This window comes from Streptomyces sp. NPDC059371 (assembly GCF_042751995.1).
In the GTDB taxonomy this organism is placed as follows: domain Bacteria; phylum Actinomycetota; class Actinomycetes; order Streptomycetales; family Streptomycetaceae; genus Streptomyces.
In genome coordinates this window covers 1-25,952 of the sequence record NZ_JBHYXD010000120.1, presented here as the reverse complement: position 1 = coordinate 25,952, position 25,952 = coordinate 1, and the positions used below count along the sequence as shown (strand labels likewise).

The 25,952-nt window shown below is 70.7% G+C and carries 23 protein-coding genes; 11 read left to right on the top strand and 12 right to left on the bottom strand.

Going from position 1 to position 25,952, the window contains the following annotated elements; translation table 11 throughout:
• Positions 1-115 precede the first annotated feature (115 nt).
• From ACFXGX_RS38375 to rsmI, 9 genes are all read right to left on the bottom strand, one after another.
• Entirely contained in the window at positions 116-2,020 is a 1,905-nt protein-coding gene (locus ACFXGX_RS38375) for a PQQ-binding-like beta-propeller repeat protein (RefSeq protein ID WP_384801492.1), read from the bottom strand.
• Between the two features lie 79 nt (positions 2,021-2,099).
• Entirely contained in the window at positions 2,100-3,989 is a 1,890-nt protein-coding gene (locus ACFXGX_RS38370) for a PQQ-binding-like beta-propeller repeat protein (protein ID WP_384801490.1), read from the bottom strand.
• Between the two features lie 417 nt (positions 3,990-4,406).
• A complete protein-coding gene (locus ACFXGX_RS38365; RefSeq protein WP_384801487.1) occupies positions 4,407-6,212 on the bottom strand; it encodes an ABC-F family ATP-binding cassette domain-containing protein in 1,806 nt (601 codons plus the stop codon).
• A gap of 94 nt (positions 6,213-6,306) precedes the next feature.
• Positions 6,307-7,209, bottom strand: a complete 903-nt coding sequence (locus ACFXGX_RS38360) for a 4-(cytidine 5'-diphospho)-2-C-methyl-D-erythritol kinase (RefSeq protein ID WP_384801484.1) — start codon at positions 7,207-7,209, stop codon at positions 6,307-6,309.
• On the bottom strand, positions 7,206-8,171 hold the full coding sequence (gene rsmA, locus ACFXGX_RS38355) for a 16S rRNA (adenine(1518)-N(6)/adenine(1519)-N(6))-dimethyltransferase RsmA (RefSeq protein ID WP_384801481.1): 966 nt from the start codon (positions 8,169-8,171) through the stop codon (positions 7,206-7,208). The genes ACFXGX_RS38360 and rsmA overlap by 4 nt, the downstream gene beginning before the upstream one ends.
• Before the next feature lie 59 nt (positions 8,172-8,230).
• The gene (locus tag ACFXGX_RS38350; RefSeq protein WP_384801495.1) at positions 8,231-9,583 is read right to left on the bottom strand and encodes a ubiquitin-like domain-containing protein; all 1,353 of its coding nucleotides are present in this window, start codon (positions 9,581-9,583) and stop codon (positions 8,231-8,233) included.
• A 957-nt stretch (positions 9,584-10,540) separates the two neighbouring features.
• Positions 10,541-11,458, bottom strand: coding sequence for a TatD family hydrolase (locus tag ACFXGX_RS38345; RefSeq protein WP_384801478.1), 918 nt, complete (start codon positions 11,456-11,458; stop codon positions 10,541-10,543).
• A 147-nt stretch (positions 11,459-11,605) separates the two neighbouring features.
• Positions 11,606-12,091, bottom strand: coding sequence for a hypothetical protein (locus ACFXGX_RS38340; RefSeq protein ID WP_384801475.1), 486 nt, complete (start codon positions 12,089-12,091; stop codon positions 11,606-11,608).
• 232 nt (positions 12,092-12,323) lie between these two features.
• Positions 12,324-13,181, bottom strand: a complete 858-nt coding sequence (gene rsmI / locus ACFXGX_RS38335) for a 16S rRNA (cytidine(1402)-2'-O)-methyltransferase (RefSeq protein WP_384801472.1) — start codon at positions 13,179-13,181, stop codon at positions 12,324-12,326.
• 96 nt (positions 13,182-13,277) lie between these two features.
• Here rsmI and ACFXGX_RS38330 point away from each other — a divergent pair, with 96 nt between their 5' ends.
• The 9 genes from ACFXGX_RS38330 to ACFXGX_RS38290 all read left to right on the top strand — a co-directional run bounded on the left by ACFXGX_RS38330 (position 13,278) and on the right by ACFXGX_RS38290 (position 22,593).
• Positions 13,278-15,023 carry a dolichyl-phosphate-mannose--protein mannosyltransferase gene (locus ACFXGX_RS38330; RefSeq protein WP_384801469.1) on the top strand — a complete coding sequence of 582 codons (1,746 nt, stop codon included), beginning with the start codon at positions 13,278-13,280 and terminating at the stop codon, positions 15,021-15,023.
• Positions 15,014-15,643: a hypothetical protein gene (locus ACFXGX_RS38325; protein ID WP_384801466.1), complete on the top strand. Its 630-nt coding sequence runs from the start codon at positions 15,014-15,016 to the stop codon at positions 15,641-15,643. The genes ACFXGX_RS38330 and ACFXGX_RS38325 overlap by 10 nt, the downstream gene beginning before the upstream one ends.
• A 258-nt stretch (positions 15,644-15,901) precedes the next feature.
• Positions 15,902-17,530, top strand: a complete 1,629-nt coding sequence (locus ACFXGX_RS38320; protein WP_384801463.1) for a penicillin-binding transpeptidase domain-containing protein — start codon at positions 15,902-15,904, stop codon at positions 17,528-17,530.
• Between the two features lie 114 nt (positions 17,531-17,644).
• On the top strand, positions 17,645-19,321 hold the full coding sequence (locus tag ACFXGX_RS38315; protein WP_384801460.1) for a penicillin-binding transpeptidase domain-containing protein: 1,677 nt from the start codon (positions 17,645-17,647) through the stop codon (positions 19,319-19,321).
• Positions 19,322-19,559: 238 nt separating this feature from the next.
• Positions 19,560-20,084 carry a YbaK/EbsC family protein gene (locus ACFXGX_RS38310; RefSeq protein WP_384801457.1) on the top strand — a complete coding sequence of 175 codons (525 nt, stop codon included), beginning with the start codon at positions 19,560-19,562 and terminating at the stop codon, positions 20,082-20,084.
• Positions 20,085-20,333: 249 nt separating this feature from the next.
• Complete coding sequence (locus ACFXGX_RS38305) at positions 20,334-20,579, top strand: hypothetical protein (RefSeq protein WP_384801454.1); 246 nt, start codon at positions 20,334-20,336, stop codon at positions 20,577-20,579.
• Between the two features lie 261 nt (positions 20,580-20,840).
• Complete coding sequence (locus ACFXGX_RS38300; RefSeq protein ID WP_384801451.1) at positions 20,841-21,155, top strand: hypothetical protein; 315 nt, start codon at positions 20,841-20,843, stop codon at positions 21,153-21,155.
• A gap of 196 nt (positions 21,156-21,351) precedes the next feature.
• A complete protein-coding gene (locus ACFXGX_RS38295; RefSeq protein WP_384801449.1) occupies positions 21,352-22,017 on the top strand; it encodes a hypothetical protein in 666 nt (221 codons plus the stop codon).
• 363 nt (positions 22,018-22,380) lie between these two features.
• Complete coding sequence (locus ACFXGX_RS38290; protein WP_384801446.1) at positions 22,381-22,593, top strand: hypothetical protein; 213 nt, start codon at positions 22,381-22,383, stop codon at positions 22,591-22,593.
• 246 nt (positions 22,594-22,839) lie between these two features.
• Here the strand turns inward: ACFXGX_RS38290 and ACFXGX_RS38285 are convergent, their stop codons facing one another.
• The 3 genes from ACFXGX_RS38285 to ACFXGX_RS38275 form a co-directional block, all read right to left on the bottom strand.
• Positions 22,840-23,124: a hypothetical protein gene (locus tag ACFXGX_RS38285; RefSeq protein WP_384801443.1), complete on the bottom strand. Its 285-nt coding sequence runs from the start codon at positions 23,122-23,124 to the stop codon at positions 22,840-22,842.
• A 218-nt stretch (positions 23,125-23,342) separates the two neighbouring features.
• Complete coding sequence (locus tag ACFXGX_RS38280) at positions 23,343-23,627, bottom strand: hypothetical protein (protein WP_384801440.1); 285 nt, start codon at positions 23,625-23,627, stop codon at positions 23,343-23,345.
• A 183-nt stretch (positions 23,628-23,810) separates the two neighbouring features.
• Positions 23,811-24,290, bottom strand: coding sequence for a hypothetical protein (locus tag ACFXGX_RS38275; protein ID WP_384801437.1), 480 nt, complete (start codon positions 24,288-24,290; stop codon positions 23,811-23,813).
• 903 nt (positions 24,291-25,193) lie between these two features.
• Between ACFXGX_RS38275 and ACFXGX_RS38270 the strand changes: the two genes are divergently transcribed.
• Positions 25,194-25,355, top strand: coding sequence for a hypothetical protein (locus tag ACFXGX_RS38270; RefSeq protein WP_384801435.1), 162 nt, complete (start codon positions 25,194-25,196; stop codon positions 25,353-25,355).
• Positions 25,356-25,424: 69 nt separating this feature from the next.
• Positions 25,425-25,709 (top strand): hypothetical protein, encoded by a 285-nt coding sequence (locus tag ACFXGX_RS38265; protein ID WP_384801432.1) that lies wholly within the window; start codon positions 25,425-25,427, stop codon positions 25,707-25,709.
• The last annotated feature ends 243 nt before the right edge of the window (positions 25,710-25,952 follow it).

Genomic DNA, 25,952 nt, shown 5'->3' with positions numbered 1-25,952 from the left:
TCCCTGACCAGGGACGGGGCCGCACGCGGTGTTTCGGCCCGGACAAATCAATCCGGGGAAGCGATCACCGCATTCTTTCGAAGATGATCACTTTGCTTCACTCGAAAGGTGACGGTTACTTCGTTCCGAAGGCGATCGCCAGGTACGCCTTGTCCGTCGCGGAGGTCGGCTTGTCCGCGTAGACCTGGGACATGTACAGCCGGCCGTCGGCGTAGAGGATCTCGGCGTAGTCCGGGAGCATGCTCGACTCCGCGTCACGCGTCGACTGGGTGGCCGGGTTCTCCATCAGCGTCGTCTCCTTGAAGGAGGTTCCGTCGATGCTGACGATCTGCCCGCCCTTGTCGTAAGGCGGCCGCTTGTACGCGAGGAGGCTGGTGCCGTCCATGCGCAGCGGGGTGATGCTGTAGCCGTCGCCCGCGTCCGCGCGCTGGCCGGTCTGCTTCCCGGTGGCCAGGTCGAAGGCGACGATCTCGTTGGTCCGGCTGTAGTCACCGGAGCCGTCGTGCTCCTCGGTCGGGATGTACAGCTTGTCGTTGCCGACGGCGAGCGACTTGCAGAACTCGATCTTGGTGATGCCGTCGCACTTGGCCGCGTACGTCTTGCCCGGGGCCGAGATCTTCGCCCGCAGCTTGCCGGTCTTGCTGTCGATGGAGAAGAAGTCCGAGATGCCGCTGCCGTCACCGGCGGAGTCGCCGACGTCGGCCGCGACGACCAGCGGGTCGGTGGAGACGACGCTGGCGTACTCGATGCCGGGCGACATCTTGTACTCGGAGATCACCTTCCCGGACTTCGGGTCGATGGTCTGGATGTGGAGCTGGCGCGTGCTGCCGTACTCGCCGCACTTGCGGACCGCGACCAGCTTCGCGCCGCCGCCGTAACCGGAGTCGTAGCAGCTGTCGCCCGTCTTGGGCGCCCACAGCGCCTTGCCGGTGGAGATGTCGAACGCTCCGCCGCCGCCCGTGCTGCCCGCGGCGACCGTGTTCCCGCTGATCGTCACGTTGTCGAGGTTGATCTCCTGGTCACCGGACTTGATCGTCCGTGTCCAGAGCTTCGCGCCCGCGTCGAGATCGATCGCGGCGAGCTGGGTGCATCCGTGCGAGGGCTGCGCCTTGGTGGGCATGGCCGGCTCGTAGATGATCGCCGAGCGGTTGGCGTCCGTGCTGTGCAGGCTGGCCTGGCACACCGGGCCGGGGAGCTTGATCGTCCAGGTCTTGGCGCCGGTCTTCGGGTCGTAGCCGTTGATCTCGGCGTTGCCGGTCTTGGCGTACACCTTGTCGGTGAGCCAGGAGCCGGACGTGGACACGCTGCTGATGTCCTTCGGCACGGCCGGAGCGGGGATCTGGAAGAGCAGGTCGGAGTTGGTGTTCGCCGGCACCTTCTCCCCGCCGTCGGTGCCCTTCTTGTCACCGCCCTTGTCGTCGCCGTCGCCGCCGGTGACGCCGCCCGATTTCCCGACGTCGTGCTTCTTGCTCTCGCCGGAGTTTTTCGAGTACATGACACCGCCGCCGACGATCAGAGCGATGACCACCACGGCCGCCACGATGATGAGGAGCTGGGCGTTGATCTTCCGCCCGCCGCTCGCCTGCGGGGCCTGCGGCTGCATCGGCATGGTCTGCGGCTGCGGGTAGCCGTACGGGCTCGGCTGTCCGGCGGCGTTGTACGGGGCCTGCGGCTGGCCCGGAGTGCCGTACGGAGCCTGGCCCGGGTAGCCGTAGCCCGGCTGGCCCGGGGGCGGCGTCTGCGGATAGCCGTACGGCTGCTGCGGGGACGCCGGCGGGGGCGTCTGGGGGTAGCCGTAGCCGGGGCCCGCGGCGGCGTGCGGAGGAGTCGGCGGACCGAAACCGCCGGCGGGCGGCTCCTGCGGGGCGCCGAAACCCTGCGCGGACGGCTCCTGCGGGGCGCCGAAACCGCCGGGCTCGGGGTCTGCCCCGCCCGGACTCTGCTGAGAGCCCGGGGAGGGTTCCTGCGGTGCGCCGAAGCCCTTCGGGGGCTCGTTCGGCGGCGGGGGAGGCTGACTCATGACGTGAATACCTCGGAATGCGAAGGGACGGCGGGCCTGTGCGCGTGCGGGACGCGACGGAACGGGGCGGGGGCGTCGGTCACTTGCCGTAGGCCAGCATCAGCTTCTCCTTCGCCTCGTCGTTGCCCGTCAGCCGGGTCGTGGAGATGTAGAAGCGTCCGTCCACGAAGTCGACGGCCTTGGAGTAGAAGCCGGTCTCGATGGCCGCGGTGCCCTGCGGGTTCTGGAGCAGCTTCGTGGGTGTGTGGCCGGTCCCGCCCGTCGGGATCGACACGACGCGGCCGCCACCGTCGTACGACGCGGCGACGTAGGCGACGAGCGCGCCGCCGTCCGTCTTCATCGGCATCATCGTCGCGTCCGTCGGGGACTTGACGCGCCACTTCTCCTTGCCGGTCGCGAGGTTGAACGCGACGACCTCGTTGGGGCCGGTCTTCGCCTCGGTCGGCAGATAGAGCGTGTCGGCGTCGGCGACGGCGCCGAAGCAGCCCGCCAGGTCGCGGTCGAGGATCGCGAAGCCGCACTCGGGCGCGAAGCCGTCGTCGCTCTTGAGCTCGGAGCGCACGTCACCGTTGTCCTTCAGGACGGTGATGTTCACCTTCTTCTTCGCGTCGTTCGTCAGGTAGAGCACGACCGGGTCCACGGAGTAGGCACGCCCGACCCGCCAGCCCTTGGGGATCTTCTTCGTCCAACGGGCCTTGCCGGTGGCCGGGTCCAGTTCCTGCACCTCGTCGTGCTCGGTGCTGCTGCCGGCCCCGCAGGACGAGACGGACAGCAGCTTGGAGCCGCCCGCGAACCCCGCCGGGTAGCAGCCGGAGCCGTACTTCTTCTTGTCCCACAGCTTCTTGCCGCCGGTGACGTCGTACGCCGTTCCCGACATCGAACGGCCGACCGTCAGCGTCTTCCCGGTGATGGACAGTTCGAGCGAGATCGTGCTGTCGAACAGGTCGCCTTCCGCGACCTGCGCGGTCCAGCCCTTGGCTCCGGTGTTCAGGTCGACCTGCTGGAGCTGGTTGCACTTCGCGCTGCTGGCGGAGCCGCTCATGTAGGCGATGACGACCTTGTCGTCGGCCGTCTTCTGCGGGGTGACCGCGCAGATCTTCTGCGGGAAGGTCAGCGCGGGCCAGGCGGGCTTGCCGTCGCCCACGTCGAACGCGAAGAGCTGCTTGTACGCCGCCTTCACCGCCGCCTTGCCGGTGATCCACATCCCGGGGGCGTCCGCGCCCGAACCGGGCGCGTCCGGCGCCGACTTGTACCAGAGGACCTTCGCCTCGCCCGCCTTGCGGCCGGCGTTCAGGTCGTCGTTCTCCTCGCCGCCGTCACCGCTGCCGTCACCGGGGTTGACCGGATCGTCCGAGGCGGGCGCGGACGCGGACGGGCTGTGGCTCGGGCTCTCCTCGGCGACGGGCTTCTTGTCGTCACCACCGCCGGTGACGGCCCACACGGTGCCGCCGACGACGAGCAGGCCCGCCACCGCCGCGGCGATGACGAGCGCGGGCTTCCCCTTGAACGGGTTCTTCGAGCCGCCGCCGGGACCGCCGGGCTGCGGAGTGCCGGGTCCGCCCGGGTAGGGCGCCTGGGGCGGATAGCCGTACCCCTGCTGCTGCCCGTATCCGTACGACCCTGACTGTCCGTAGGGGCCCTGCTGCTGCGGCTGGCCGTACGGGCCGGGCTGCTGCGGCTGGCCGTACGGGCCCGGCTGCGGGTAGGGCCCGGGCTGCTGCGGGTATCCGTAGCCGGGCTGCGGAGGTCCGGCGGGCGGGGTGTTCTGGGGCGCGGGCGCCTGAGGCGGCTGCGCGGGAGGAGGGGGCGTGCCCTGCGGCGCGGGAGGCGTGTTCGGGGGCGTGCTCCGCGGTGCCCCGAAACCCCCCTGCGACCGCGGGTCCGGCGAGGCGCCGGCACCACCCGTCGGCGGCTGGTCCTGCGGTGCTCCGAAACCGCCCTGCGGTGGCTGACTCGGCGGCTGACTCATCAGCGCGTCCCCCTCTTCACTGATGTGACCCCTCCACCGGCGGCGCCCGATTCGCGCCTCGCCCGGTGGATCTCAGACTGTTCTCAGACCGCTCTTTCTATCACTCCGGGGGGCGCGGGCAGGGGGTCGGTGCGCGCCCTGTTCCCAAGGGAGGACCGGGCTGTGATGCCGCCGTTACGCGTCTTCACGTGCTCTTCACGCCGGGCACGCAAGGCGAGTTCAGCGGCCCGGGACGGCCGACCCAAGGGGCACTCTCGACAACTCGGGGGCGCCCGGCGGCACTTGCGCGCCCCTCACACGGGCCGTACGTGCCGGACGCGCGCGCCGGCCGTGCGGTGCCTCCCCGCGAGGGAGGCACCGCATGTCGCACGAGAGGCGGTTGCCTCCAGGGCCTGTCCGTCAGACAGGCCCCGGGGATCACGCGTCTTCCGCCAGCTCCAGCCAGCGCATTTCCAGTTCCTCCCGCTCGCCCGCCAACTCGCGCAGTTCGGCGTCGAGTTGGGCGACCTTGCCGAAGTCGGTGGCGTTGTCGGCGATCTGGGCGTGCAGCTTCGTCTCCTTCTCGGAGATCTTGTCGAGCTGCCGCTCGATCTTCTGGAGCTCCTTCTTCGCGGCACGGGCGTCGGCGGCCGACGCGGCCTTCGCCGGGGCGGGAGCGGCGGCGAGCACGGCGGCCGCGGCCACCTCCTCGATCTTCTTGCGCCGCTCCAGGTACTCGTCGATCCCGCGCGGGAGCATCCGCAGGGTGCCGTCGCCGAGGAGCGCGAACACGTTGTCCGTGGTCCGCTCGATGAAGAAGCGGTCGTGGGAGATCACGATCATGGAGCCGGGCCAGCCGTCGAGGAGGTCCTCCAGCTGGGTGAGGGTCTCGATGTCGAGGTCGTTCGTCGGCTCGTCGAGGAAGAGGACGTTGGGCTCGTCCATCAGCAGGCGCAGGATCTGGAGCCGTCGGCGCTCACCGCCGCTGAGGTCCCCGACCGGCGTCCACTGCTTCTCCTTGTTGAAGCCGAACGTCTCGCACAGCTGCCCGGCGGTCATCTCACGGCCCTTGCCGAGGTCGACCCGGTCGCGGACGGCCTGGACGGCCTGGAGCACGCGCCAGTTCGGGTCGAGTTCGCCGACCTCCTGGGAGAGGTAGGCGAGCTTGACGGTCTTGCCGGTGACGATCCGGCCGGCGGCGGGCTGCTTCTCGCCCTCGGTGCGCGCGGCCTCGGCCAGGGCGCGCAGGAGGGAGGTCTTGCCCGCGCCGTTCACGCCGACGAGGCCGACCCGGTCACCGGGACCGAGCTGCCAGGTCAGGTGCTTGAGCAGCACCTTGGGCCCGGCCTGCACGGTCACGTCCTCCAGTTCGAAGACGGTCCTGCCGAGCCGTGAGTTGGCGAACTTCATCAGCTCGCTCTTGTCGCGGGGCGGCGGCACGTCGGCGATCAGCTCGTTGGCGGCCTCGACGCGGAAGCGCGGCTTGGAGGTACGGGCGGGCGCCCCGCGCCGCAGCCACGCCAGCTCCTTGCGGACCAGGTTCTGCCGCTTGACCTCTTCGGTGGCGGCGATGCGCTCGCGCTCGGCCCGGGCGAACACGTAGTCGGTGTAGCCGCCCTCGTACTCGTAGACCGCGCCCTTCTGCACGTCCCACATCTGGGTGCAGACCTGGTCGAGGAACCACCGGTCGTGGGTCACGCAGACGAGCGCGGAACGGCGTTCGCGCAGGTGCTGGGCGAGCCAGGCGATGCCCTCGACGTCCAGATGGTTGGTGGGCTCGTCGAGGATGATCAGGTCCTGCTCCTCGATGAGCAGCTTCGCGAGGGCGATACGGCGGCGCTCGCCACCGGACAGCGGGCCGATCACGGTGTCGAGACCCTGCGGGAAGCCGGGCAGGTCGAGACCGCCGAAGAGGCCCGTCAGTACGTCCCTGATCTTGGCGTTGCCCGCCCACTCGTGGTCGGCCATGTCCCGGATGACCTCGTGGCGCACGGTGGCCGTGGGGTCGAGCGAGTCGTGCTGGGTGAGCACGCCGACGTTCAGGCCGCCGGAGTGCGTGACACGGCCGGTGTCGGGCTCCTCCAGCCGGGCGAGCATGCGGATCAGGGTGGTCTTGCCGTCACCGTTCCGGCCGACCACGCCGATGCGGTCGCCCTCGCTGACGCCGAGGGAGACACCGTCGAGCAGTGCACGGGTGCCGTACACCTTGCTGACGGACTCGACATTGACCAGGTTGACGGCCATTTCTCTCCTGAACAACGGGGACGATCGACCGGACGATCGACCCTCAAGGGTAGTCCGCGCGGTGGGCGTCCCCCGCCGCGCGTTCCGCGCACCCTCAGCCGAGCACGGTCGCCCCGGGCGCCGGGGACTGCGTGACACGCACCGCGCGGCAGGTGCCCGAGGCGTGGAGGGCGCGGCCGATGACCCGCGCGGACTCCGCGTCCGGCGCGAGGAACGCCGTGGTCGGGCCCGACCCGGAGACGAGCGCGGCGAGCGCGCCGGCCGCGCGGCCCGCCGCGAGGGTGTCGGCGAGGGCAGGGAAGAGGGAGAGCGCCGCGGACTGGAGGTCGTTGGAGACGGTGCGCGCGAGGGCTCCGGCGTCACCCTTCGCCAGCGCGTCCAGCAGATCCTGCGAGGCGACCGGCTCCGGGACGCGGACGCCCTCGTTCATCCGGTCGAACTCCCGGAAGACCGCCGGGGTCGACAGCCCGCGCTCGGCCATCGCGAACACCCAGTGGAAGGTCCCGCCGACGTCCAGGAGGCGCAGCTTCTCGCCCCGGCCGGTGCCGAGCGCCGCCCCGCCCGCCAGGGAGAACGGCACATCGCTGCCCAACTCGGCGCAGATGTCGAGGAGTTCTTCGCGCGAGCTGTTCGTGCCCCACAGGGTGTCGCAGGCGAGCAGCGCGCCCGCTCCGTCCGCGCTGCCTCCGGCCATGCCGCCGGCGACGGGGATGTCCTTGGCGATGTGGAGATGGACGGCGGGGTCGATGCCGTGGCGGCGGGCGAGTTCCAGGGCGGCGCGGGCCGCGAGGTTGGTGCGGTCCAGGGGCACCTGGGCGGCGTCCGGGCCCGCGCAGGTGACGCGCAGCTCGTCCGCCGGGGTGACCGTCACCTCGTCGTACAGGCCGACCGCGAGAAAGACGTTGGCCAGGTCGTGGAAGCCGTCGGGGCGTGCGCCGCCGACCGCGAGCTGGACGTTGACCTTGGCAGGGACGCGTACCGTCACCGTCTCCGTCACGGCTGGGTCGACTCCTCGTTCTCGGGGGCGTGCTCGGGGGCGTCGCTCCCGGTGGCGTTCACGGCGTCGGCCCGGCCCGGCCCGGTGTCGCCGCGGTCCGCCGCCGCGCGGTTCTCCGCGATCCGGACGAACTCCTCGACCGTCAGCGACTCCCCGCGGGCCTGCGGCGAGATACCGGCGGCGACGAGCGCGGCCTCGGCGGCGGGCGCGGAACCGGCCCACCCGGCGAGGGCGGCGCGCAGCGTCTTGCGGCGCTGGGCGAAGGCGGCGTCCACCGCGGCGAACACCTCGCGCTTCGTGGCCGTCGTGCTGATCGGCTCGGGGCGCCGGGTGAGCGCCACGAGACCGCTGTCGACGTTGGGCGCCGGCCAGAAGACGTTGCGCCCGATGGAGCCGGCCCGCTTCACGTCCGCGTACCAGTTCGCCTTCACCGACGGCACGCCGTACACCTTCGAGCCGGGCGGCGCGGCGAGCCGGTCGGCGACCTCCGCCTGGACCATCACGAGGGTGCGCTCGATGGTCGGGAAGGTGTCGAGCATGTGCAGCAGGACGGGCACGGCGACGTTGTACGGGAGGTTCGCGACCAGCGCGGTGGGCGGCGGGCCCGGCAGTTCCCGGACCTGCATGGCGTCCGAGTGGACCAGCGCGAAACGGTCGGCACGCTGCGGCATACGGGCCTGGACCGTCGCCGGGAGCGCGCTCGCGAGGACGTCGTCGATCTCGACGGCGACGACCCGGTCGGCCGTCTCCAGCAGGCCGAGCGTCAGCGAGCCGAGGCCGGGGCCCACCTCCACGACGACGTCGTCGGGCCGCACCTCCGCGGTCCGCACGATGCGGCGCACGGTGTTCGCGTCGATCACAAAGTTCTGGCCGCGCTGCTTGGTGGGCCGTACGCCGAGGACGGCCGCGAGTTCGCGGATCTCGGCGGGGCCCAGGAGTGCGTCGGAGGTGGGGCTGGTCACGAGGCAAGGGTACGGGGGGCCGGACCCGGGCCGCGCAGCCGCGGCCCGGCGGCACGCTGTCAGCGGTGCAGGTGCCGTCCGCAGTGCGGCCAGGGGGTCGCCCCGCGGCGCATGTACAGCTTCTTGGCCCGGCGCGTCTGTTCCGCGGCCGAGGCGTCCTGAGGGCGCCCGCTGCCGCCGAGCGTGTGCCAGGTACGGGTGTCGAACTGATAGAGGCCGCCGTAGGTGCCGGACGGATCCACGGCGCCGGGCCGGCCGCCGGACTCGCAGGCGGCGAGGCCCGCCCAGTTCAGGTGGTCGGCGCCGCCGCGGGACCGGGGATGCGACTTCGTGCCGACCCTGACCAGCCGGGGCTGCGGCTCCCGCACCACCTCGGAGTCATCGAGCCGGGGCCGCTGTCTGACGCCGTTGACGGTGCGCAGGGTGTAGGTGAGGCGCCGCGCCCCGTACCTGCCGGGGTGATCGACGACCTCGACGCCCTTGAACAGCGAGTCGTCGTCCGCCCGCCGCACCTCGAACGGAATCCGTTCCTCGCGGACCTCCCTGGCCCCGGTGACCCGCAGGACGGTGACCGTCTGCCCGTCCCGCGGGAAGCTCCCGGCCGGTACGGAGGTCATGTCCTGTCCGTGCAGGGTGATCCCGGCCTCCCGCACGGCCTCCGCGACGCTCGCCGCGTTGGTGCGGATCGTCCGTGCCCGGCCGTCGGCCATGATCGTGACCGCGCGTTCGGTCCGTACGTCGAGCTCCAGCCCTTCGCGCCCGATACGCCGTGAGCGCGAGGCCGACAGATGGGCGCCCTCCGCACGCACCCCCAGTTGGCCGAGCGCTCCGTCCACGGTGTGCGCCGTCGTCCACACCCTGCGCCGCTCCCCGTCGATGGTGAGGTGCACCGGACGCCCGTAGCGCACGGCGACCTCGTCCCCGGCGGCGAGGGCGGTGCCGGGGGCCGGCGCGACCATGTCGTGCGCGCCCACCTCGACTCCCTCGTCGGCGAGCAGTTCCGTCACGTCGTCCGCGAAGGTGTGCAGGGTGCGCGGTCTGCCGTCGACGCTGAGCTCGATCGCCTTGTCGTTGGCGACGAACGCGGAGGTGCCACCGGCCAGGAAGGCCACGACCAGGGCCTGCGGGAGCAGCCGGCGCAGGGCTTGGGTCCTGGGGCGTTCGGGGCCCCGCTTGCGCCGGGCCGCGCGCCGCGCCTCGGCCCGGCCGCCCGTACCGCGCCCGGCTTCTCTCCCGCCTTCCCGCCCGCCGTCGGTGCCGCCCCAGGGGGTGCCGGCGACCGGGGTGTCCGGCAGCGTGCGCGGCAGGCGGGGCTCGGTCGGCGCGTCGGGCGAGACCGGCACGGTGCGTCCGCCCGGTGCGCCGGGCACGCCCTGTACGGCGTACAGGGCGGCGGGGGGCGCCTCCGGCACCGCGGGCCCGGCGGTACGCGGCGCGTAGACGGGGCCCCAGGACTCCGGGGAGACGGTGGCGTACGCGTCGTGGGTCCGGTACGCCGGGGGGCTGGAGTACGGGTCGTACGCGGCGGAGAGGGCCTCGTGGCCGAGGTGTCCTTCGCGGCCGGGGTGGCCCTCGCGGCCGGGGTGGCCCACGTGGCCGGGGTGGCCGAGGTGGCCCTCGTAGCCCACGTGGCCCACGTGGCCCTCGTGGCCCACGTGGCCCTCGTGGCCCTCGTGGCCCACGTGGCCCTCGTGGCCCACGTGGCCGACGTGGCCGACGTGGCCGACGTGGCCGACGTGGCCGAGGTGGCCGGTGTGGCCGGTGTGGCCCACATGGCCGGGGTGGCCCTCGTGGCCGAGGTGGCCAGGGTGGCCCTCATGACCGGGGTAGGCCTCATGGTCGGGGTAGGCCTCATGGTCGGGATGACCGGGGTAGGCCTGGTCGGGATGACCGGGGTATCCCTCATGGCCGGCGTACGCCTGGTGTCCGGCGTACGCCCCCGCCTCGTACCCCCGGTACTCCGCGTGACCGCGGTACCCCTCCGGGTCGGCCGGCGTCGCACCGGCCGACCCGGGTCCGGCGGACGCGTCGGCCGTGCCGAACACTCCCGGCGGTCCGAACACTCCGGGGCCAGGCGGGCCGGCCATGCCGAGCGGGGCCGCCACGGTGGGCGCACCGGCCACGGCGGCCGCCACGGCGGCGGCGCCGGTGACGACGGTGGTGGCCTCGGGGCCACCGTTCGGTCCGTACGTCTCGTACGGCTCGTACCGCGAGCTGCTCACGACGACACGCTCCAGGGTCCGGATCGGGCGACCAGAACCTAGCGGAGCGATCGTCACTCTCCCAAGCAACACGGCTACGCTGTGTCGCGACATTCCCTCGCCGGGGACCCCGGAGCGGCCGGGAAGAACCCCCGGAACCGTTACGGATCAGTAGTCAAACGCGCGCGCGGTGTTGGCGGAGATCGAGGTCGCCAGCGTGTCCTCGTCGATCCCCCGCACCGCGGCCATGGCGCGCACCGTGACCGGAATGAGATACGGAGCGTTCGGCCGTCCGCGGTACGGCGCGGGGGTCAGGAAGGGCGCGTCGGTCTCGACGAGGACGAGTTCGAGCGGGGCCACGGCCAGCGCGTCGCGCAGCGGCTGGGCGTTCTTGAAGGTCATGTTGCCGGCGAAGGACATGAAGTATCCGGCGCGGGCGCAGACCTCGGCCATCTCGGCGTCGCCGGAGTAGCAGTGGAAGACGGTCCGCTCGGGGGCGCCCTCCTCCGCGAGGACGCGCAGCACGTCGGCGTGGGCGTCGCGGTCGTGGATGACCAGGGCCTTGCCGTGCCGCTTGGCGATCTCGATGTGGGCGCGGAAGGAGCGCTCCTGCGCCTCCTTGCCCTCCGGCCCGGTGCGGAAGTGGTCGAGGCCCGTCTCGCCGACGCCCTTCACGTGCGGCAGTGCGGCGAGCCGGTCGATCTCGGCGAGTGCCTCGTCCAGCGCCGCGTCGCCGCCCGGTACCCGCGCGCCCTGCCTCGACCCTCCTCCCCCAGCCCCAGGGGGCTGGGAGGTGCCCCCAGGGTCGCCGAGCACGATGCGGGGTGCCTCGTTCGGGTGCAGGGCGACGGAGGCGTGGACGGCGTCGTGCGTGGCGGCCGTCTCGGCCGCCCAGCGGGAGCCCTTCACGTCGCAGCCGACCTGGACGACCGTCGTCACGCCGACGGAGGCGGCCTTGGCGAGGGCGTCCTCGACCGTGCCGGACTGCATGTCGAGGTGGGTGTGCGAGTCGGCCACGGGAACGCGCAGGGGCTCGGGGAGCGGCGGTGCGGCGTTCTTGTCGGAGGCGGAGGAGGCGGAAGGCATGCCCCGATCCTACGAAGGGGGCATGCCCGGCCTCACCTCGCGGGGAGCGGGCAGGCCGTCCTGGTTCTCCGCCGGAGGCGGGCAACCGTCCCGGGGGGGTCCCGCCCGGGAGCGGGCAGGCCGTCCCGGGGGCCCCGTCCGCCGGGGTCAGCCCGCCCGGCGGTGCTGGAACGGGTGCAGCAGGTCCGACAGGTGCCAGTGGCGCGGCTCCTGCGGGGTGTCGGAGGAGGCCCCGGGCCGGGTCTCGCCCTCCGCGGTCTCGGCGGCGTCCCCGGACCGGCGCGGCGGCACGGGCTTGCGCGGGCGGTGTGTCGCGGAGCGCATCGAGTCGAGGACGAAGGACACCTGACCGGCGCGCATGATGCGCACCACGTGGCTGTCGCAGTTCAGGCAGGTGGGCCGGCTGAGCGGCGACGGCACGACCTCGCCGCCCGCCACGTACACGACGTACTCGGAGCCTTCCGTGTCGCGGTGGTGCTCGATCTCGTACGACTGCTCCCAGCCGTGCCCGCAGCGCATGCAGGCGAAGGAATACGACTCGTGAACGACGGCCGTCGCCGTGCCGCGATGCCTGGTCTGTTCGGTGACCTGACCGGCGGCGCTGCCGCCGGTCCGTCCTGTGGTCTCACTCATACCAGCCGCTCCTCTTGTCCGCTGGACAAGCACCCCCGTCGGTGGAATTCCCCCGGAATCCCATCCGGTTCGCCGGAGGCGAGGGACGGGTGCGTCCCTTCGTCCAGTGGACGCCTCTCCCGGCGCGAACGCATCCGGCCTGTCGAGTGTTGGAGTCGTTTTGGCCTTTCCTTGTCGGAAGGCTCCTGTCACACGGCCTGATCTTTGCTTTTCACGATAGTCCTTTGCCCTTCTATGGGCCGCTTCGTTCGGCGTTCTTTGCCGCCACGACCGCATCGAAGACGTCCCGCTTGGGAATCCCCGCTTCGGCGGCGACGGCGGCGATGGCCTCCTTGCGCCGCTCCCCCGCCTCCTCGCGCACCCGCACCCTGCGCACCAGCTCGGCGGCGTCCAGCTCCTCGGCGCCCTTCTCGGGGGCGCCCTCGACGACGACGGTGATCTCCCCGCGGACCCCCTCGGCGGCCCAGGCGGCCAGCTCGCCCAGCGGGCCGCGCTTGATCTCCTCGTACGTCTTGGTCAGTTCGCGGCAGACGGCGGCGCGCCGCTGGGTGCCGAAGACCTCCGCCATGGCGGCCAGGGTGTCGTCCAGCCGGTGGGGCGCCTCGAAGTAGACGAGCGTGCGGCGCTCCTCGGCGACCTCCCGCAGCCGGGACAGCCGCTCGCCGGCCTTCCTGGGCAGGAAGCCCTCGAAGCAGAAGCGGTCGACGGGCAGGCCGGACAGCGCGAGCGCGGTGAGCACGGCGGAGGGGCCGGGGACGGCGGTGACCTTGATGTCCTTCTCGACCGCGGCCGCGACCAGCCGGTAGCCGGGGTCCGACACGGACGGCATCCCGGCGTCGGTCACGAGCAGGACCCGCGCCCCGCCGACGAGCGCCTCGACGAGTTCCGGGGTCCGGGCGGCCTCGTTCCCCTCGAAGTACGACACGATCCGCCCCGTCGGCTGGATCCCGAGGGCCTGGGTGAGCCGGCGCAGCCTGCGGGTGTCCTCGGCGGCGACGACATCGGCCCCGGTCAGTTCGGCGGCGAGCCGTGGCGGCGCGTCCGAGATGTCGCCGATGGGAGTGCCTGCCAACACAAGGATTCCTGTCACGGTCCCATCCTCGCAGGGGCGCGGCCCGACAAGCTCATCCGACCGGAAGGGGCCCAGGCACGGGACTCCCACAGACCTGTTCCCTACGATGGCGCGGTGACCAGTACCGCGTCCTCCACGGACACCCGGCAGGGGCAGGGCCAGGCCGCCGACGCTCGGCGGCCGTCGTGGCAGCAGCGGCTGCGCCGATTCGGCTACACGGCGCCGCCCCGAAGTGATGTGCGCGACCGGCTCGTACCGCCGTATGCCCAGCCAGGCCCGGGGATCTGGGCCGCGCTCGGGCTGCGTCAGGGGGTCGCCGACCGTTTCAACCGCTGGGCGGGCTGGGTGGGCCCGCTCCTGGTGACCCTGCTCGCCGGGTTGCTGCGGTTCTGGAACCTGGGCAGCCCGAAGGCGGTGATATTCGACGAGACGTACTACGCGAAGGACGCCTGGGCGCTCTTCCACCGCGGCTACGAGGTCAACTGGACGAAGGACGCCAATGATCTGATCCTCCGGAGCAACGGGCATGTGAAGGTCCCGGCCGACGCCGCCTATGTCGTGCACCCGCCGATCGGCAAGTACGTCATCGGGCTCGGCGAGTGGATGTTCGGTTTCAACCCCTTCGGCTGGCGTTTCATGACGGCGCTGCTCGGCACGCTGTCGGTGCTGCTGCTGTGCCGGATCGGGCGCCGGCTGTTCCGTTCGACGTTCCTCGGCTGCCTCGCGGGTCTGCTGATGGCGGTGGACGGTCTGCACTTCGTGATGAGCCGCACCTCGCTGCTCGACGGTGTGCTGATGTTCTTCGTGCTGGCGGCCTTCGGCTGTCTGGTCGTGGACCGGGACAGGGCGCGGGCCGGACTGGCGGCGGCGCTGCCGGCCGACGAGAACGGTTTCGTCCGCCCCGACGCCCACATCGCCGAGACGACCCGTCTCGGTTGGCGGCCCTGGCGCTGGGCGGCGGGCCTGATGCTGGGCCTGGCCATCGGCACCAAGTGGAACGGGCTGTACATCCTCGCCGCGTTCTGTGTGATGGCGGTCCTGTGGGACGTGGCCTCGCGCCGGGTCGCGGGCGCCCGCAGCCCCTACGTGGCGGCCCTCAAGCACGACACCGGCATCACGTTCCTGGCGACGGTCCCGGTCGCTCTGGCGGTGTACCTGGTCTCCTGGACCGGCTGGATCCTGTCGCCGGACAACGGCAAGGGCGGCTACTTCCGCAACTGGGCCGTGACGGACGGCAGGGGCGGCAACTGGACCTTCCTCCCGGACTGGCTGCGCAGCCTGTGGCACTACGAGCACGAGGTCTACAAGTTCCACGTCGGGCTGTCGTCGCCGCACACCTACCAGTCCAACCCGTGGAGCTGGATCGTCGCGGGCCGCCCGGTCTCGTACTTCTACGAGTCCCCGCTGCCCGGCAAGGACGGCTGCCCCTCGGACGCGGGCGGCAAGTGCGCCCGCGAGGTGCTGGCGCTCGGCACGCCCCTGCTGTGGTGGGCCGCCTGCTTCGCGGTCCTGTACGTGCTGTGGCGCTGGGCCTTCCGCCGCGACTGGCGGGCGGGAGCCATCGCCTGCGGCATCGCGGCCGGCTATCTCCCCTGGTTCATGTACCAGGAGCGCACGATCTTCTTCTTCTACGCCGTCGTCTTCGTCCCGTTCCTGTGTCTCGCCGTGACGATGATGATCGGCGCGATCCTCGGCCCACCCGGCTCCGGAGAACGCCGCCGGGTGATCGGCGCGGCCGGAGCCGGCGTCCTGGTCCTCCTGATCCTCTGGAACTTCATCTACTTCTGGCCCCTGTACACGGGCACCGCCATCCCGATCGAGCAGTGGCGATCCCGGATGTGGCTGGATACGTGGGTCTAGCCGACCAGGCAGACCCGGAAGACCGCGAACAGCAGGCGGACGCCACCCGCCGCCTGCTGTCCTACTTGAACGCCCCGGTCGCCGCGCACTGCCGCCTGCGCGGCGTCCTGCCCGCGCCCGGCGCCGTACGGGTCGCCATCCGTGCCGGAGAGGGCGAGCACGTCATGGACCTGCTCTACGAGATCCCCAACGACACGGTGACCCCTTACCGGATCCCCGGCCTGCTGCGCACCGTCCTGACCGGACCCCAGATCTACAGCAGTGGCGATGTCGACGAGGTCATGGGGATGACGCTCATCCGGCTGCGCCCGGAGGAGATCACCCCGGACCCGGAGCCCGAACAGGGCAGGGCGCTCACCGTCGTGCGCGCACTGTCCGACCCCGGGGACGACGAGAACCCCTTCCTGATCGGCTTCCTGATGCACGGCGAGCACCTGTTGCGCCTGTACGTGCAGCGTCCCGACCGGCCCGGCATCATCGGCGCCGACATCCGCCTGACCGAGACACCGCACACCGCGCTGATCGCCTCCGTGCCCTCCCTCCTCGGGGAGGAGCAGTACCAACGGCCGGCCCCGGACGACCCGCACTGCGATCTGCTGGTCGACCTGACCGACCGGTAGGGCCGCACCGGCCCCGGGCGTCCGATCCGGGTGGTCACGGATGTGGCTGGATATGGAGGGCCGGGGCGACCTGACTGACCGAAAAGAAGTATCGAGACGCATCCATGAACGGTGTTCACGGATGCGTCCGTTTTTGTGGCTAACGATTCGGCGAAGGTCTGCACCACCAGCCCCGCCCGCGCCTAGAGTGCAGGGTGCACCGACTTTTCTGAACGCGTTCAGAAGTTCGGAGGAGGGGTCACGGGGAGGGGTCGCGCGATGCGCAAGGGGGCCAGGGCCGCCGTCATAGGCGGCGTGTTCGCGGTGATGGTGGGCGGCGCCGGGTACGGCGCCTACAACGTGGTGACGGCGATCAGCGGGGACGGCGGCACGGGAGCCGGCGGGCCCGCGGCGGTGAAGACCGGGCCGCCGAGCGGCGCCGAGGTCAAGGAGACCAGCCGCGCGTTCTTCGCGGCCTGGGAGAAGGGCGACGCGGCCGAGGCGGCCGCGTTGACGAACTACGCGTCGAGCGCCGAGGGGCTGCTCGCCGGCTACCGCGACGACGCGCATCTGACCGACGTGAAGATCACCCCGGGTGCCGCGTCCGGGGCGCGGGTCCCGTTCTCCGTCAAGGCGACGGTGTCGTACGACGGGAAGAGCAAGCCGTTCGCGTACGACTCCGAACTGACCGTCGTACGCGGTGAGACCACCGGGAAGGCCCTGGTCGGCTGGAAGCCGTCCGTCGTCCACCCGGAGCTGAAGGACGGCGACACCCTGGTCACGGGCGAGTCGGCGAGCCCGGCGATCGAGGCCGTGGACCGGAACAACGTTGTCCTGACGAAGGAGAAGTACCCGTCCCTGGGACCGATCCTGGACGCGCTCCGGGAGAAGTACGGCGACACGGCGGGCGGCACCCCCGGTGTCGAGCTGTCGATCCGGCACGGCGGTGAGAACAGCGGCGACACGACCCTGGTCACGCTCGCCGAGGGACGGGCGGGCAAGGTCCGTACGACACTCAGCGCGAGCACGCAGGCCGCCGCCGAGAAGGCGGTCACGCAGTACGCCGAGTCCTCCGTGGTGGCGGTGAAGCCCAGCACCGGAGAGGTCCTCGCCGTCGCCAACCACCGGTCGGACGGCTTCAACGCGGCCTTCCTCGGCAAACTCGCGCCCGGCTCCACGATGAAGATCATCAGCGCGGCGACCCTCATCGACAACGGCATCACGACGGCCAACGGCCCCGCGCCCTGCACGGACACCGGGGTCTGGCAGAGCCAGACCTTCCACAACCTCAAGGGCATGCAGCCGCAGGAGAACGCCACGCTCTCCGACAGCTTCTCCCGCTCGTGCAACACCGCCTTCGTGAACTACGCGGACTCGGTGAAGGTCGACTCCCTCACCAACGAGGCCCAGCAGCGCTTCGGACTCGGGCAGAACAACTGGAAGACGGGCATCGAGTCCTTCGACGGCTCGGTGCCCGCATCCGGCGGCCCGGACACGGCGGCCAACATGATCGGCCAGGGCCAGGTCCAGATGAATCCGCTGAACATGGCGTCGGTGACCGCCACCGCGATGACGGGCGTCTTCCGGCAGCCCGTCATCGTGCCGCGCTCCCTCGACGACCGTGAACTGGCCACCGCGAAGGGCCTGTCCGCCGGTACGGTCGCCCAGCTCCGCACGATGATGAACCGCACGGCCGTCAGCGGCACCGCGGCCCCGGTGATGAGCACACTCGGCGGCAGCATCGGGGCCAAGACCGGCTCCGCAGAGGTCGACGGCCAGGCGAAGTCCAACAGCTGGTTCACCGGTTACCGCAACGACGTCGCGGCCGCCGCCATGACCCAGGAGGGCGGTCACGGCGGGCAGGCGGCCGGCCCCATCGTCGCAGCTGTGCTACGAACGGGCGGCTGAAGTCGCTCCGCACAGGACGGGACCCTAGGGTGGTGCCTCTCGTTGAGGAGCGAGAGGCGCAGGGGCATCACAGGGCACCACGGGGCACCAGGGGACGGCGGAGGGCACAGAACAGTGGGCAAGAGAAGGCGCGTCGCCGAGAGACCGAAGACGAAGCAGCCCGCCGTGCTCGGCGGGGTGATCGCCGTCGCCGTCGTCGGCGGAGCGCTGGGTGCCTACAGCCTCTACGGCAGCGGGGCGTCGGCCGACGAGGGGACCACGGCCACCACCCGCAAGGCCGTCAAGACGGGCCCGCTGTCGGCCGCCGAGATCAGCATGGCGTCCACCACCTTCCTGAAGGCCTGGCAGAGCGGCGATGTCACCCGGGCGGCCGCGGCGACCGACGACTCGGCCGCCGCCACCACCACGCTGACCGGCTTCGGCAAGGACGCCCACATCAGCGGCGTGACCGTGACCGGCGGCAAGCGCTCGGGCGCCGAGATCCCCTTCACCGTCAAGGCCACCGTCACCTACAAGGGCATGACCAAGCCGCTGTCGTACACCTCGAAGCTGACGGTCGTACGGCGGGCGAAGGACGGCGTGGCGCTGGTCGGCTGGAAGCCGTCCGTGGTCCACCCGGACCTCCAGGACGGCGACCGGCTGGTGACCGGCGATGCCGGGACGCCGCCGATCACCGCCATCGACCGGCACGGCGGTGAGCTGACCGCCGCCAAGTACCCCTCCCTGGGCACGGTCCTCGACGGGCTGCGCGAGAAGTTCGGCAAGACGGCCGGAGGCAAGGCCGGCATCGAGCTGCGCGTGGTCCGCAAGGCCGCGGCCAAGGGCGCCCAGAAGACCCCCGACAAGACCCTGGTGACGCTCAGCGCGGGCACGCCGGGCAAGGTCCGGACGACGCTCAGCCCGACCCTCCAGGCGGAGGCCGAACGCCTGGTGGCCGCCAAGCCGAAGGCGTCCGTGGTTCTGATGCGCCCCTCGACGGGCGAGATCCTCGCCGTCGCGAACAGCGGCCACGGCTTCAACACCGCCTTCCAGGGTTCCCTCGCGCCCGGCTCCACGATGAAGGTCATCACGGCGTCGATGCTGTTCGAGAAGGGTCTCGCCTCCCCCGACAAGCCGCACCCCTGCCCCAAGACGGCGACGTACGGCGGCTGGAAGTTCCACAACGACGACGATTTCGAGATCAAGAACGGCACGTTCAAGGCGAGCTTCGCGCGGTCCTGCAACACGGCCTTCATCACCCAGGCCAAGAAGCTGAAGGACGACGACCTCACCAAGCAGGCCCAGCAGGTCTTCGGCCTGGGCCTGAACAACTGGGCCATCGGGGTGCCCTCGGCGGACGGCTCGGTGCCGGTGCAGAGTGCCGCGCAGATGGCCGCCGAGCTGATGGGCCAGGGCGGGGTCCGCATGAACCCGCTGAACATGGCGTCGGTCGCCTCCACGGTCCAGTCCGGCACCTTCCACCAGCCCTACCTGGTCGCCCCGTCGGTCGACCACCGCACGCTGGCCAAGGCGTCCCGCACGATGTCCGCGACCACGCTCGCCCAGCTCCGCGAGGTCATGCAGTACACGGCCGCCGCCGGCACCGCCGCCGAGGCCATGGCAGGTCTCGGCCCCGACTACGGCGCCAAGACCGGCTCCGCCGAGGTCGACAACCAGAAGCAGCCCAACGGCTGGTTCACCGCGTGGAAGGGCGACCTGGCGGGAGCCGGCGTCGTCCAGCAGGGCGGCCACGGCGGCAGCACGGCGGGCCCGATCGTGGCAGCCCTCCTGAAGGCGGGCAGCGGCGGCTGACACCTGCTGTCCGATTCCGGCTCCGGGTTGCGGCTCCGGCTCCGGCTCCGGGAAGCGCTCCCGGCCCCCGCGGATCAACCCGAGGCACGGCCGCGCCGCCCCAGGGGTGCAACTGCCCCGGAGCGGACGGGAGTCAAAGAGCGCGGCGATGCCTCTCGCCTCGCCGGCCGAGCGAGCGGCCGGGCGGCCTCCGGGGCTCGGTCGCGTGGGATGTACACCGACCACTAGCGTGCCGTGCATGAACGTCACCGATGAGAACGCCGACAAGGGCCGGCCCTCCGCCGTGAGCGACACCGACCCCCGTTTCGCCGAGGCCCTGCGCGAGCTGGGCCTCGCCGAGGTGATCGGGCGGGTCCGGCGCTTCCCGGACACGGCCCGCACCACAGCCGAGGCCGCCGCGGCGATCGGCTGCGAGCCGAGCCAGATCTGCAAGTCGCTGTTCTTCGCGGCGGACGGGGCTCCGGTGCTGGTCCTGCTGGACGGCTCGGCGCACGTGGGCATGGAACTCGTACGGAGGGAACTGGGCGCCGCGAAGCTCACCCGGGCCGGGGGCCTCCTCGTACGGGAGTCGACCGGATACGGGCCCGGCGCCGTACCGCCCTTCGGGCACCGCACGAAGATCCGTGTCCTCGTGGACCGTTCACTGCTCGGCCACGACACGGTGTGGACCTCGGCGGGCACGCCGTTCACCGTCTTCCCGATGGACCCGGAGAACCTGATCGCGCACGCGGGCGGCACCCTGGTGGATGTGCGCGAGCCCTAACTCTCGCTCCGAGCGCTTGGGTTGATGCGACGGTGTGCGGTGCCGGACCCTCGTCCGCGGTGCGCCCATACCGTATGCCGAACAGCAAAGCGTCTTTCCGCAGAGCCAGTTGGCGTCAACACCGGGCCCCTCCCCCGTCGAACACGTAGGACCTTCGCGCGTCGACCATCCCGACGCTACTGCTAGTGTTCACGCCGTCACGCTAGGCAACGAGCCGTCACGTGTAAGTGATGGAGAACCGAGGGTTCCATGCGTAAGTTTCAGCAGGTCGTGTTCGCAGCAGCGGTAGCGGCCGGTGGCCTGACCGCCGTCGGTGCCGGAACGGCTGTCGCCGACACCCATGACAACGGACCGCGGGTGCTGGACCTCTACCGCCCGTACCAGGAGTGCAGCCCGCAGACGGTGCTGGAGAACAACATCCCGATCGGAGTGCTCGGCCTCGGCCAGACCCGGGACACCACCTGCGGCCAGTTCAACCACGCCTTCACCCGCTGAGGTCAGCGACGTCAACATCGCGACGGTCGGTACGGGATCCCTTCGGGTCAACCCGAAGGGATCGAACGCAGACAGCCGACCGCCTCGACCTCGGCCACACCCCGCACGCGCACCATCACCAGCGGCTTCATCCGCCTGTCAGGCCAACTGTCCGGCCGACGAGCAAAGTTGGAAAAGGCTCAGATTCGCAGACCACGCCTGCGGCGCGGCCGATCGTGGGGGAGCGGTGCCCGCGGCGCCCGTACTAAGGACACGCACCATATGTTCAGCAGGAAAAAGATCGCGGCCCTCTCGGTGTTCATCGGCGGCCTCGCCGTGGCGTCCACGGGCATCACGTACGCGCACGCCGCGGGAGACCCGGCAGGCTGCACTCGGACTCCCCAAGGGGACGTCATCTGCGTGCAGCACATCGAAGGCGGGACCGCCGGGCGCGGCACCCCTCCCCATCAGGAGACCTGCATGCAGGTGCAACCCGTAACGCTGCCCGCCGCCGTGGGCAACGGCACGACAGAGATCGGCCCTCGGATGACCTGCTCGTCCGGCACGTCCGGAGCGCCTCGGCAGATCGACAGGTAGCGCGAACCGCCCGACCTCCCACCCGTGAAGCGCGCGACGGCCGAACCTCGCCCCACCGGCGTCATTTGGCCCTATACCCCGTATGAGGCTTCAGCGCGACATGGGGCGCAAATCCGCGATTGATCACACGCAGCATGCAAACGTTACGTTAAGTGGTCATTCCAGGCGGTATGCCTGGATCAGGAAAGGGTCATCTATGCGTAAGTTTCAGCGCGCCATGGTCGTAGCGGCGGCCGTCGCGGGGCTGTCCGCCCTCGGCGCCGGCATCAGCTTCGCCGACGGTACCGACGCCGTGCCGGTACCGGTCCCGGCCGTCGCCAACTCGTCTGCCAGCGCCGTGGCCATCGGGGGCGGCTACTACTTCGTGCCGCAGGCTCAGCCCCAGGAGCAGGTCCAGCCGCAGGAGCAGAAGCAGGCGCAGGAGCAGGTCCAGCCCCAGGTGCAGGCTCAGCCCCAGGAGCAGGCTCAGCCCCAGGAGCAGGCTCAGCCCCAGGAGCAGGTCCAGCCCCAGGAGCAGGTCCAGCCCCAGGAGCAGGTCCAGCCGCAGGAGCAGGTCCAGCCCCAGGAGCAGGTCCAGCCGCAGGAGCAGGCTCAGCCCCAGGAGCAGGCTCAGCCCCAGGAGCAGGCTCAGCCCCAGGAGCAGGCTCAGCCCCAGGAGCAGGTCCAGCCCCAGGAGCAGGTCCAGCCGCAGGAGCAGGCTCAGCCGCAGGAGCAGGCTCAGCCCCAGGAGCAGGCTCAGCCCCAGGAGCAGGTCCAGCCCCAGGAGCAGGTCCAGCCCCAGGAGCAGGCTCAGCCCCAGGAGCAGGTCCAGCCCCAGGAGCAGGCTCAGCCCCAGGAGCAGGAGCAGGGTGACGACGCCTGAGAGTCAGGGCTCCGGGTCAAGGCCCGCCGCGGCTTCACTCAGCGTCGGGGATACGGACCGAGCGGTGCGCTGAGTGATACCCCGTGGTGCAGGTAGCCCGGACGCCGAGTTCGCGTCCGGGCTACAACCATCCTGCCGGCGGACGAGTATTCAATTACTCGACTTTCTCGGCGCGGGCAACGCCGGTCAATAAAGGACTATCCGATTCTTCATCACAAAGGAATGCAACGCATGCTCTTTTCGCAGAAGTCTGCGGTTGTCGCAGCATTCGCCGGAAGCCTCGCCGCCATTTGTCTCGGTGCTACGCACGCACACGCTTTGGGAAACCTAGGCGCCTGCCCCGCCGCCGCGCAGAAGGACGTCGTGTGCGTTCAGAAGAACGAGACGTACACCGACAAGGACGGCACGCACGTCATCAAGCAGGACCAGCAGTGCTCGACAACAGACCGGCCGAACGTGCTCACGCAGCAGGACCAACTCCAGGGAAGCGAACCTGTCAAAGTGGGGCCGGTTGTGGACTGCTCCAACACGGCCGAGCTGCCTAAGGGGTTCAAGAAGCCGCACTTCGGCAACTGAGCGCTCAAGGAAAATGCTGGTCCGGGGAAGGTTCCCGGACCAGCATTTCGTTTGCCGGTCGTCTTCGATGCCGGCTACGACGCGACCTGCCTGGTCCTCCTGCTCGCGGACCTGCCCCTGGAGCTACGGGGACGGCACGGCCGCCGTGGTGCGACTGCCTCACGGCAACGGCCTTCGCGTTGACCCCATGCTTCCAGGCGGAGCACAGGATCAGGCGAAGGCCGTTGCCGTGTTCGGAACCAGGACTCAGCCGCCAAACGTGTTGCTGCAGCCCTGGGTTGAGCCCAGCGAAGTCTTCTGGGCTCCCGGGTCGCCCTCGCCGCCCAGCAGGTTGCCGCCCAGTCCGTTGCCGATGCCGACCTCACCGAGGACATCGAGGTTCAGGTCGTGCGACTGGCAGGCGCTGTGCTGCGAGACCTTGAGGCTGTCGCCCCTGTCCCAGCCCTGATCCGCGTGGGCGACGCTGGCGCCCAGAAGCCCGACGTTTCCGAGGACGGCCATCAGGACGGCGGCCGTACGGAGCTTGCGCATGTCATCTCCAGAAGAAGTGAGGCGAATGCGATCTGCGAGGGATCGCCTCCAGGTGACGCGAAGGACTCAACGGCGCCAAAGCGGAATGCCCGGAAGGGGCCGGCGCCACGCTGTGCCGCCTCGGAAGTGGTTTGGCGCACGTGAAAGGTCCCGGCACGTTGCCTGAGGCCCAGTGCCGGGACCGTTCATGGTTAAGCGTTTTTATGCTTGAGGGGACTTCAGAAGGCGCTGTTGCTGCAGTCGTTGGTGGAGCCGAGCTTGGTGGACTGGGCGCCCGGGTTGCCTTCGCCGTTGAGGGCGTTGCCCAGCAGGCCGTTCAGCACGCCGACCTCGCCGAGGACGTCGAGGTTCAGGTCGTGCGACTTGCAGCTGGAGCTCTGCGAGACGCTGAACTGGTCGCCGCCGCCGCCCTCGCCGTGACCGCCGGCGTAGGCCGTGCCGCCTACGAGTCCGATGCTGCCGATGGCAGCGACCAGGACCGCGACGTTGCGAAGCTTGCGCATTTCATCTCCGTGTGGGGGTGAGTTTCTTTGCGATCTGTGGGTAGATCGCGGTTACAGGCAGAACAATAGCGACAAAAGCCTTGAATGGGACAACAACACGCTGACTTCATGTCGCCGAGAAAGCACCGAGCGCCGTATCTCAGGGCGATTCGATCCCGTACCCGGAATCGACGTGGTCGTCCGTCAGTGCTGCTGCACGTTGGCGAATGAATTCGTCTGACTGTTGGCCTGGGTGCATTCGACGCCCCGGGTCTGGGCCGCGGCGAGCAGGGCAACCGGGACGTTCGCGTCGAGCAGGGTCTGCGGGCTGCACTCCTGGTACGGCCGGAACAGGTTGGCCTGCCCCGCCGAAGCGCTCTGCTGCCTCCGCGGCGCTTCGGGAGAGAGCCGCGGGCTGAGCTGCGGATTGAGCTGCGGGTTGACCTGCGGGGAAACCTGAGTGCCACGCGACGCGGCCATCTGCTGCGGAGCCGGCGCGCCGTAGCCCTGCGTGGTCGCCTGAGCGGAAGACGCGGAGGCCGCCTGGGCGTCGGGCTGCGAAACCGGGTGCGGTGCAACGCCGTTGGGGGCGGACTGGGTGACGGCGAAGCTTGATCCGGCGCCGACGCCGGACAGGCTGCCGGCCGCTGCGGCGACGAGCGCGATCTTGTGAAGCGTACGCATGAGTTTCCTCGGCTCTTCAATTGACCTGTGCACGGAAGCTGATGTGCCGATGGGGCAGCGCAGTCTTCGCTGTCCCTCTGCTCCATTCGGCCGCGATGGACCATCCCTATCGCCCCGTGGGGAACGAAGTGAGCACGGCCTCGAAACGGGTGCGGGGGTGTGGTCACCCGTTTGATGTGGCGTGCGAGCCGTGTCACCCGGGCCGGCTGACGGCAAATGGGTGACGACACGGCGATTGCCGTGACCACGGCGCCGAAACCTCGTTCCCCGGAGGTGCGGGCAGCGACCGTAAACCGTGGACAGGTGGAGGATCCGCTGCCGGCTCCGATACGAAGTCCGCGTGCTCCTCGAGACAACCGTAGCCTCCGGCGCGATGCGAGTGACGCACCAACTGCACGCGTGACCGCATTGAATGCAATGGACTCACTTATCAGGTAACGAAGGGCCGAGGGTTTCATGCGGAAGCTTCACAAGGCCGCGCTCGTCGTCGCAGCGGCCAGCGGTTTGGCCGGCATCGGCGCCAGCGGCAGCTATGCCGACTCACCGGAGGGGCGCCTCAGTACCACCCCGGCGTCGGTTCCGGATCAGTCGGCTGCTCCGATCGCGGCTCCCCAACCAGCTCCACAGGCCGCCCCGTCAGGGCGACAGCAGACCGGATTCGCCTCGGCCTCGGCCTCATCACAGGGAACGGCCCAAGCCTCCAGCTCGCAGAACCCGCAACAGTTCGCGCAGGCCGCGCCCGCACAGCCGGTACAGGCCGCACCCGCACAGTTCGCGCAGGCCGCACCCGCGCAGCCGGTACAGGCCGCACCCGCACAGGTCGTACCGCAGGTCATGCCACAGGTCATGCCGCAAGTGGCCCCGCAGGTAGCGGTACCCCCGGTACTCGGCGCAGAGCCCCCGATGACGGTCGCCCCCCAGGTGAACCCGCAGCTCAACCCTCAGGTGAACCCGCTCGTCAACCCGACGATCACTCCCGCGAGCGCACCGGAACTGGCTCCGGTCGCCCTCGGGCAGATCGCGGCCCCTCCCGTCGGACAGCTGGGACTTCCCCAACTCGGCTGACAGCCCGCCGGACATCCGCGGTCCTGACTCAACGGGTCGGATACCCGCACTTCCTCCAAGGAGCTTCACATGCGCAAGTTGCACAAGGTGGTTCTTCTGAGCGCCCTCCTCGGCAGTGTCAGCGCCTTCGGCGCCAACACCGCTTCCGCATACGGCGATTCGGGCCACGACGGCGACAGCATCGACATCACGCAGGGCGTCGAGTGCCGCTCGCACGACATGAACATCGAGGTGCTCGGCAGCGTCGGCGCCCTCACCGGCCTGGCCGGTAACCTGCTGAACGGAGAAGGGGCCGCGGGCGCGCAGAACAGCCATCTCGGTTCCGACATGGGGTGCAACAGCCGGGCGCTCTGACCGACGGCTGCTCGCGCCCTCCGTTCCGTCGGCGCGGTGCCACTGCTTTCGCGCGTGGCGCAGGGTCTGTCACCCGCATCCCTCTTCGATCCGGCCGACAGCACCTCTGCATCGGAATTGCGAGATGGGGGGGGGGGGGGGCGGGGTGACGGGTGGCACACCGGGGGGGTCGGGCGTGTTTTGACCCGTTCGGTGGTGGCCCCTTAACCTTGACCGTCGGGGTGTCCCCTGACGCGCCGCACC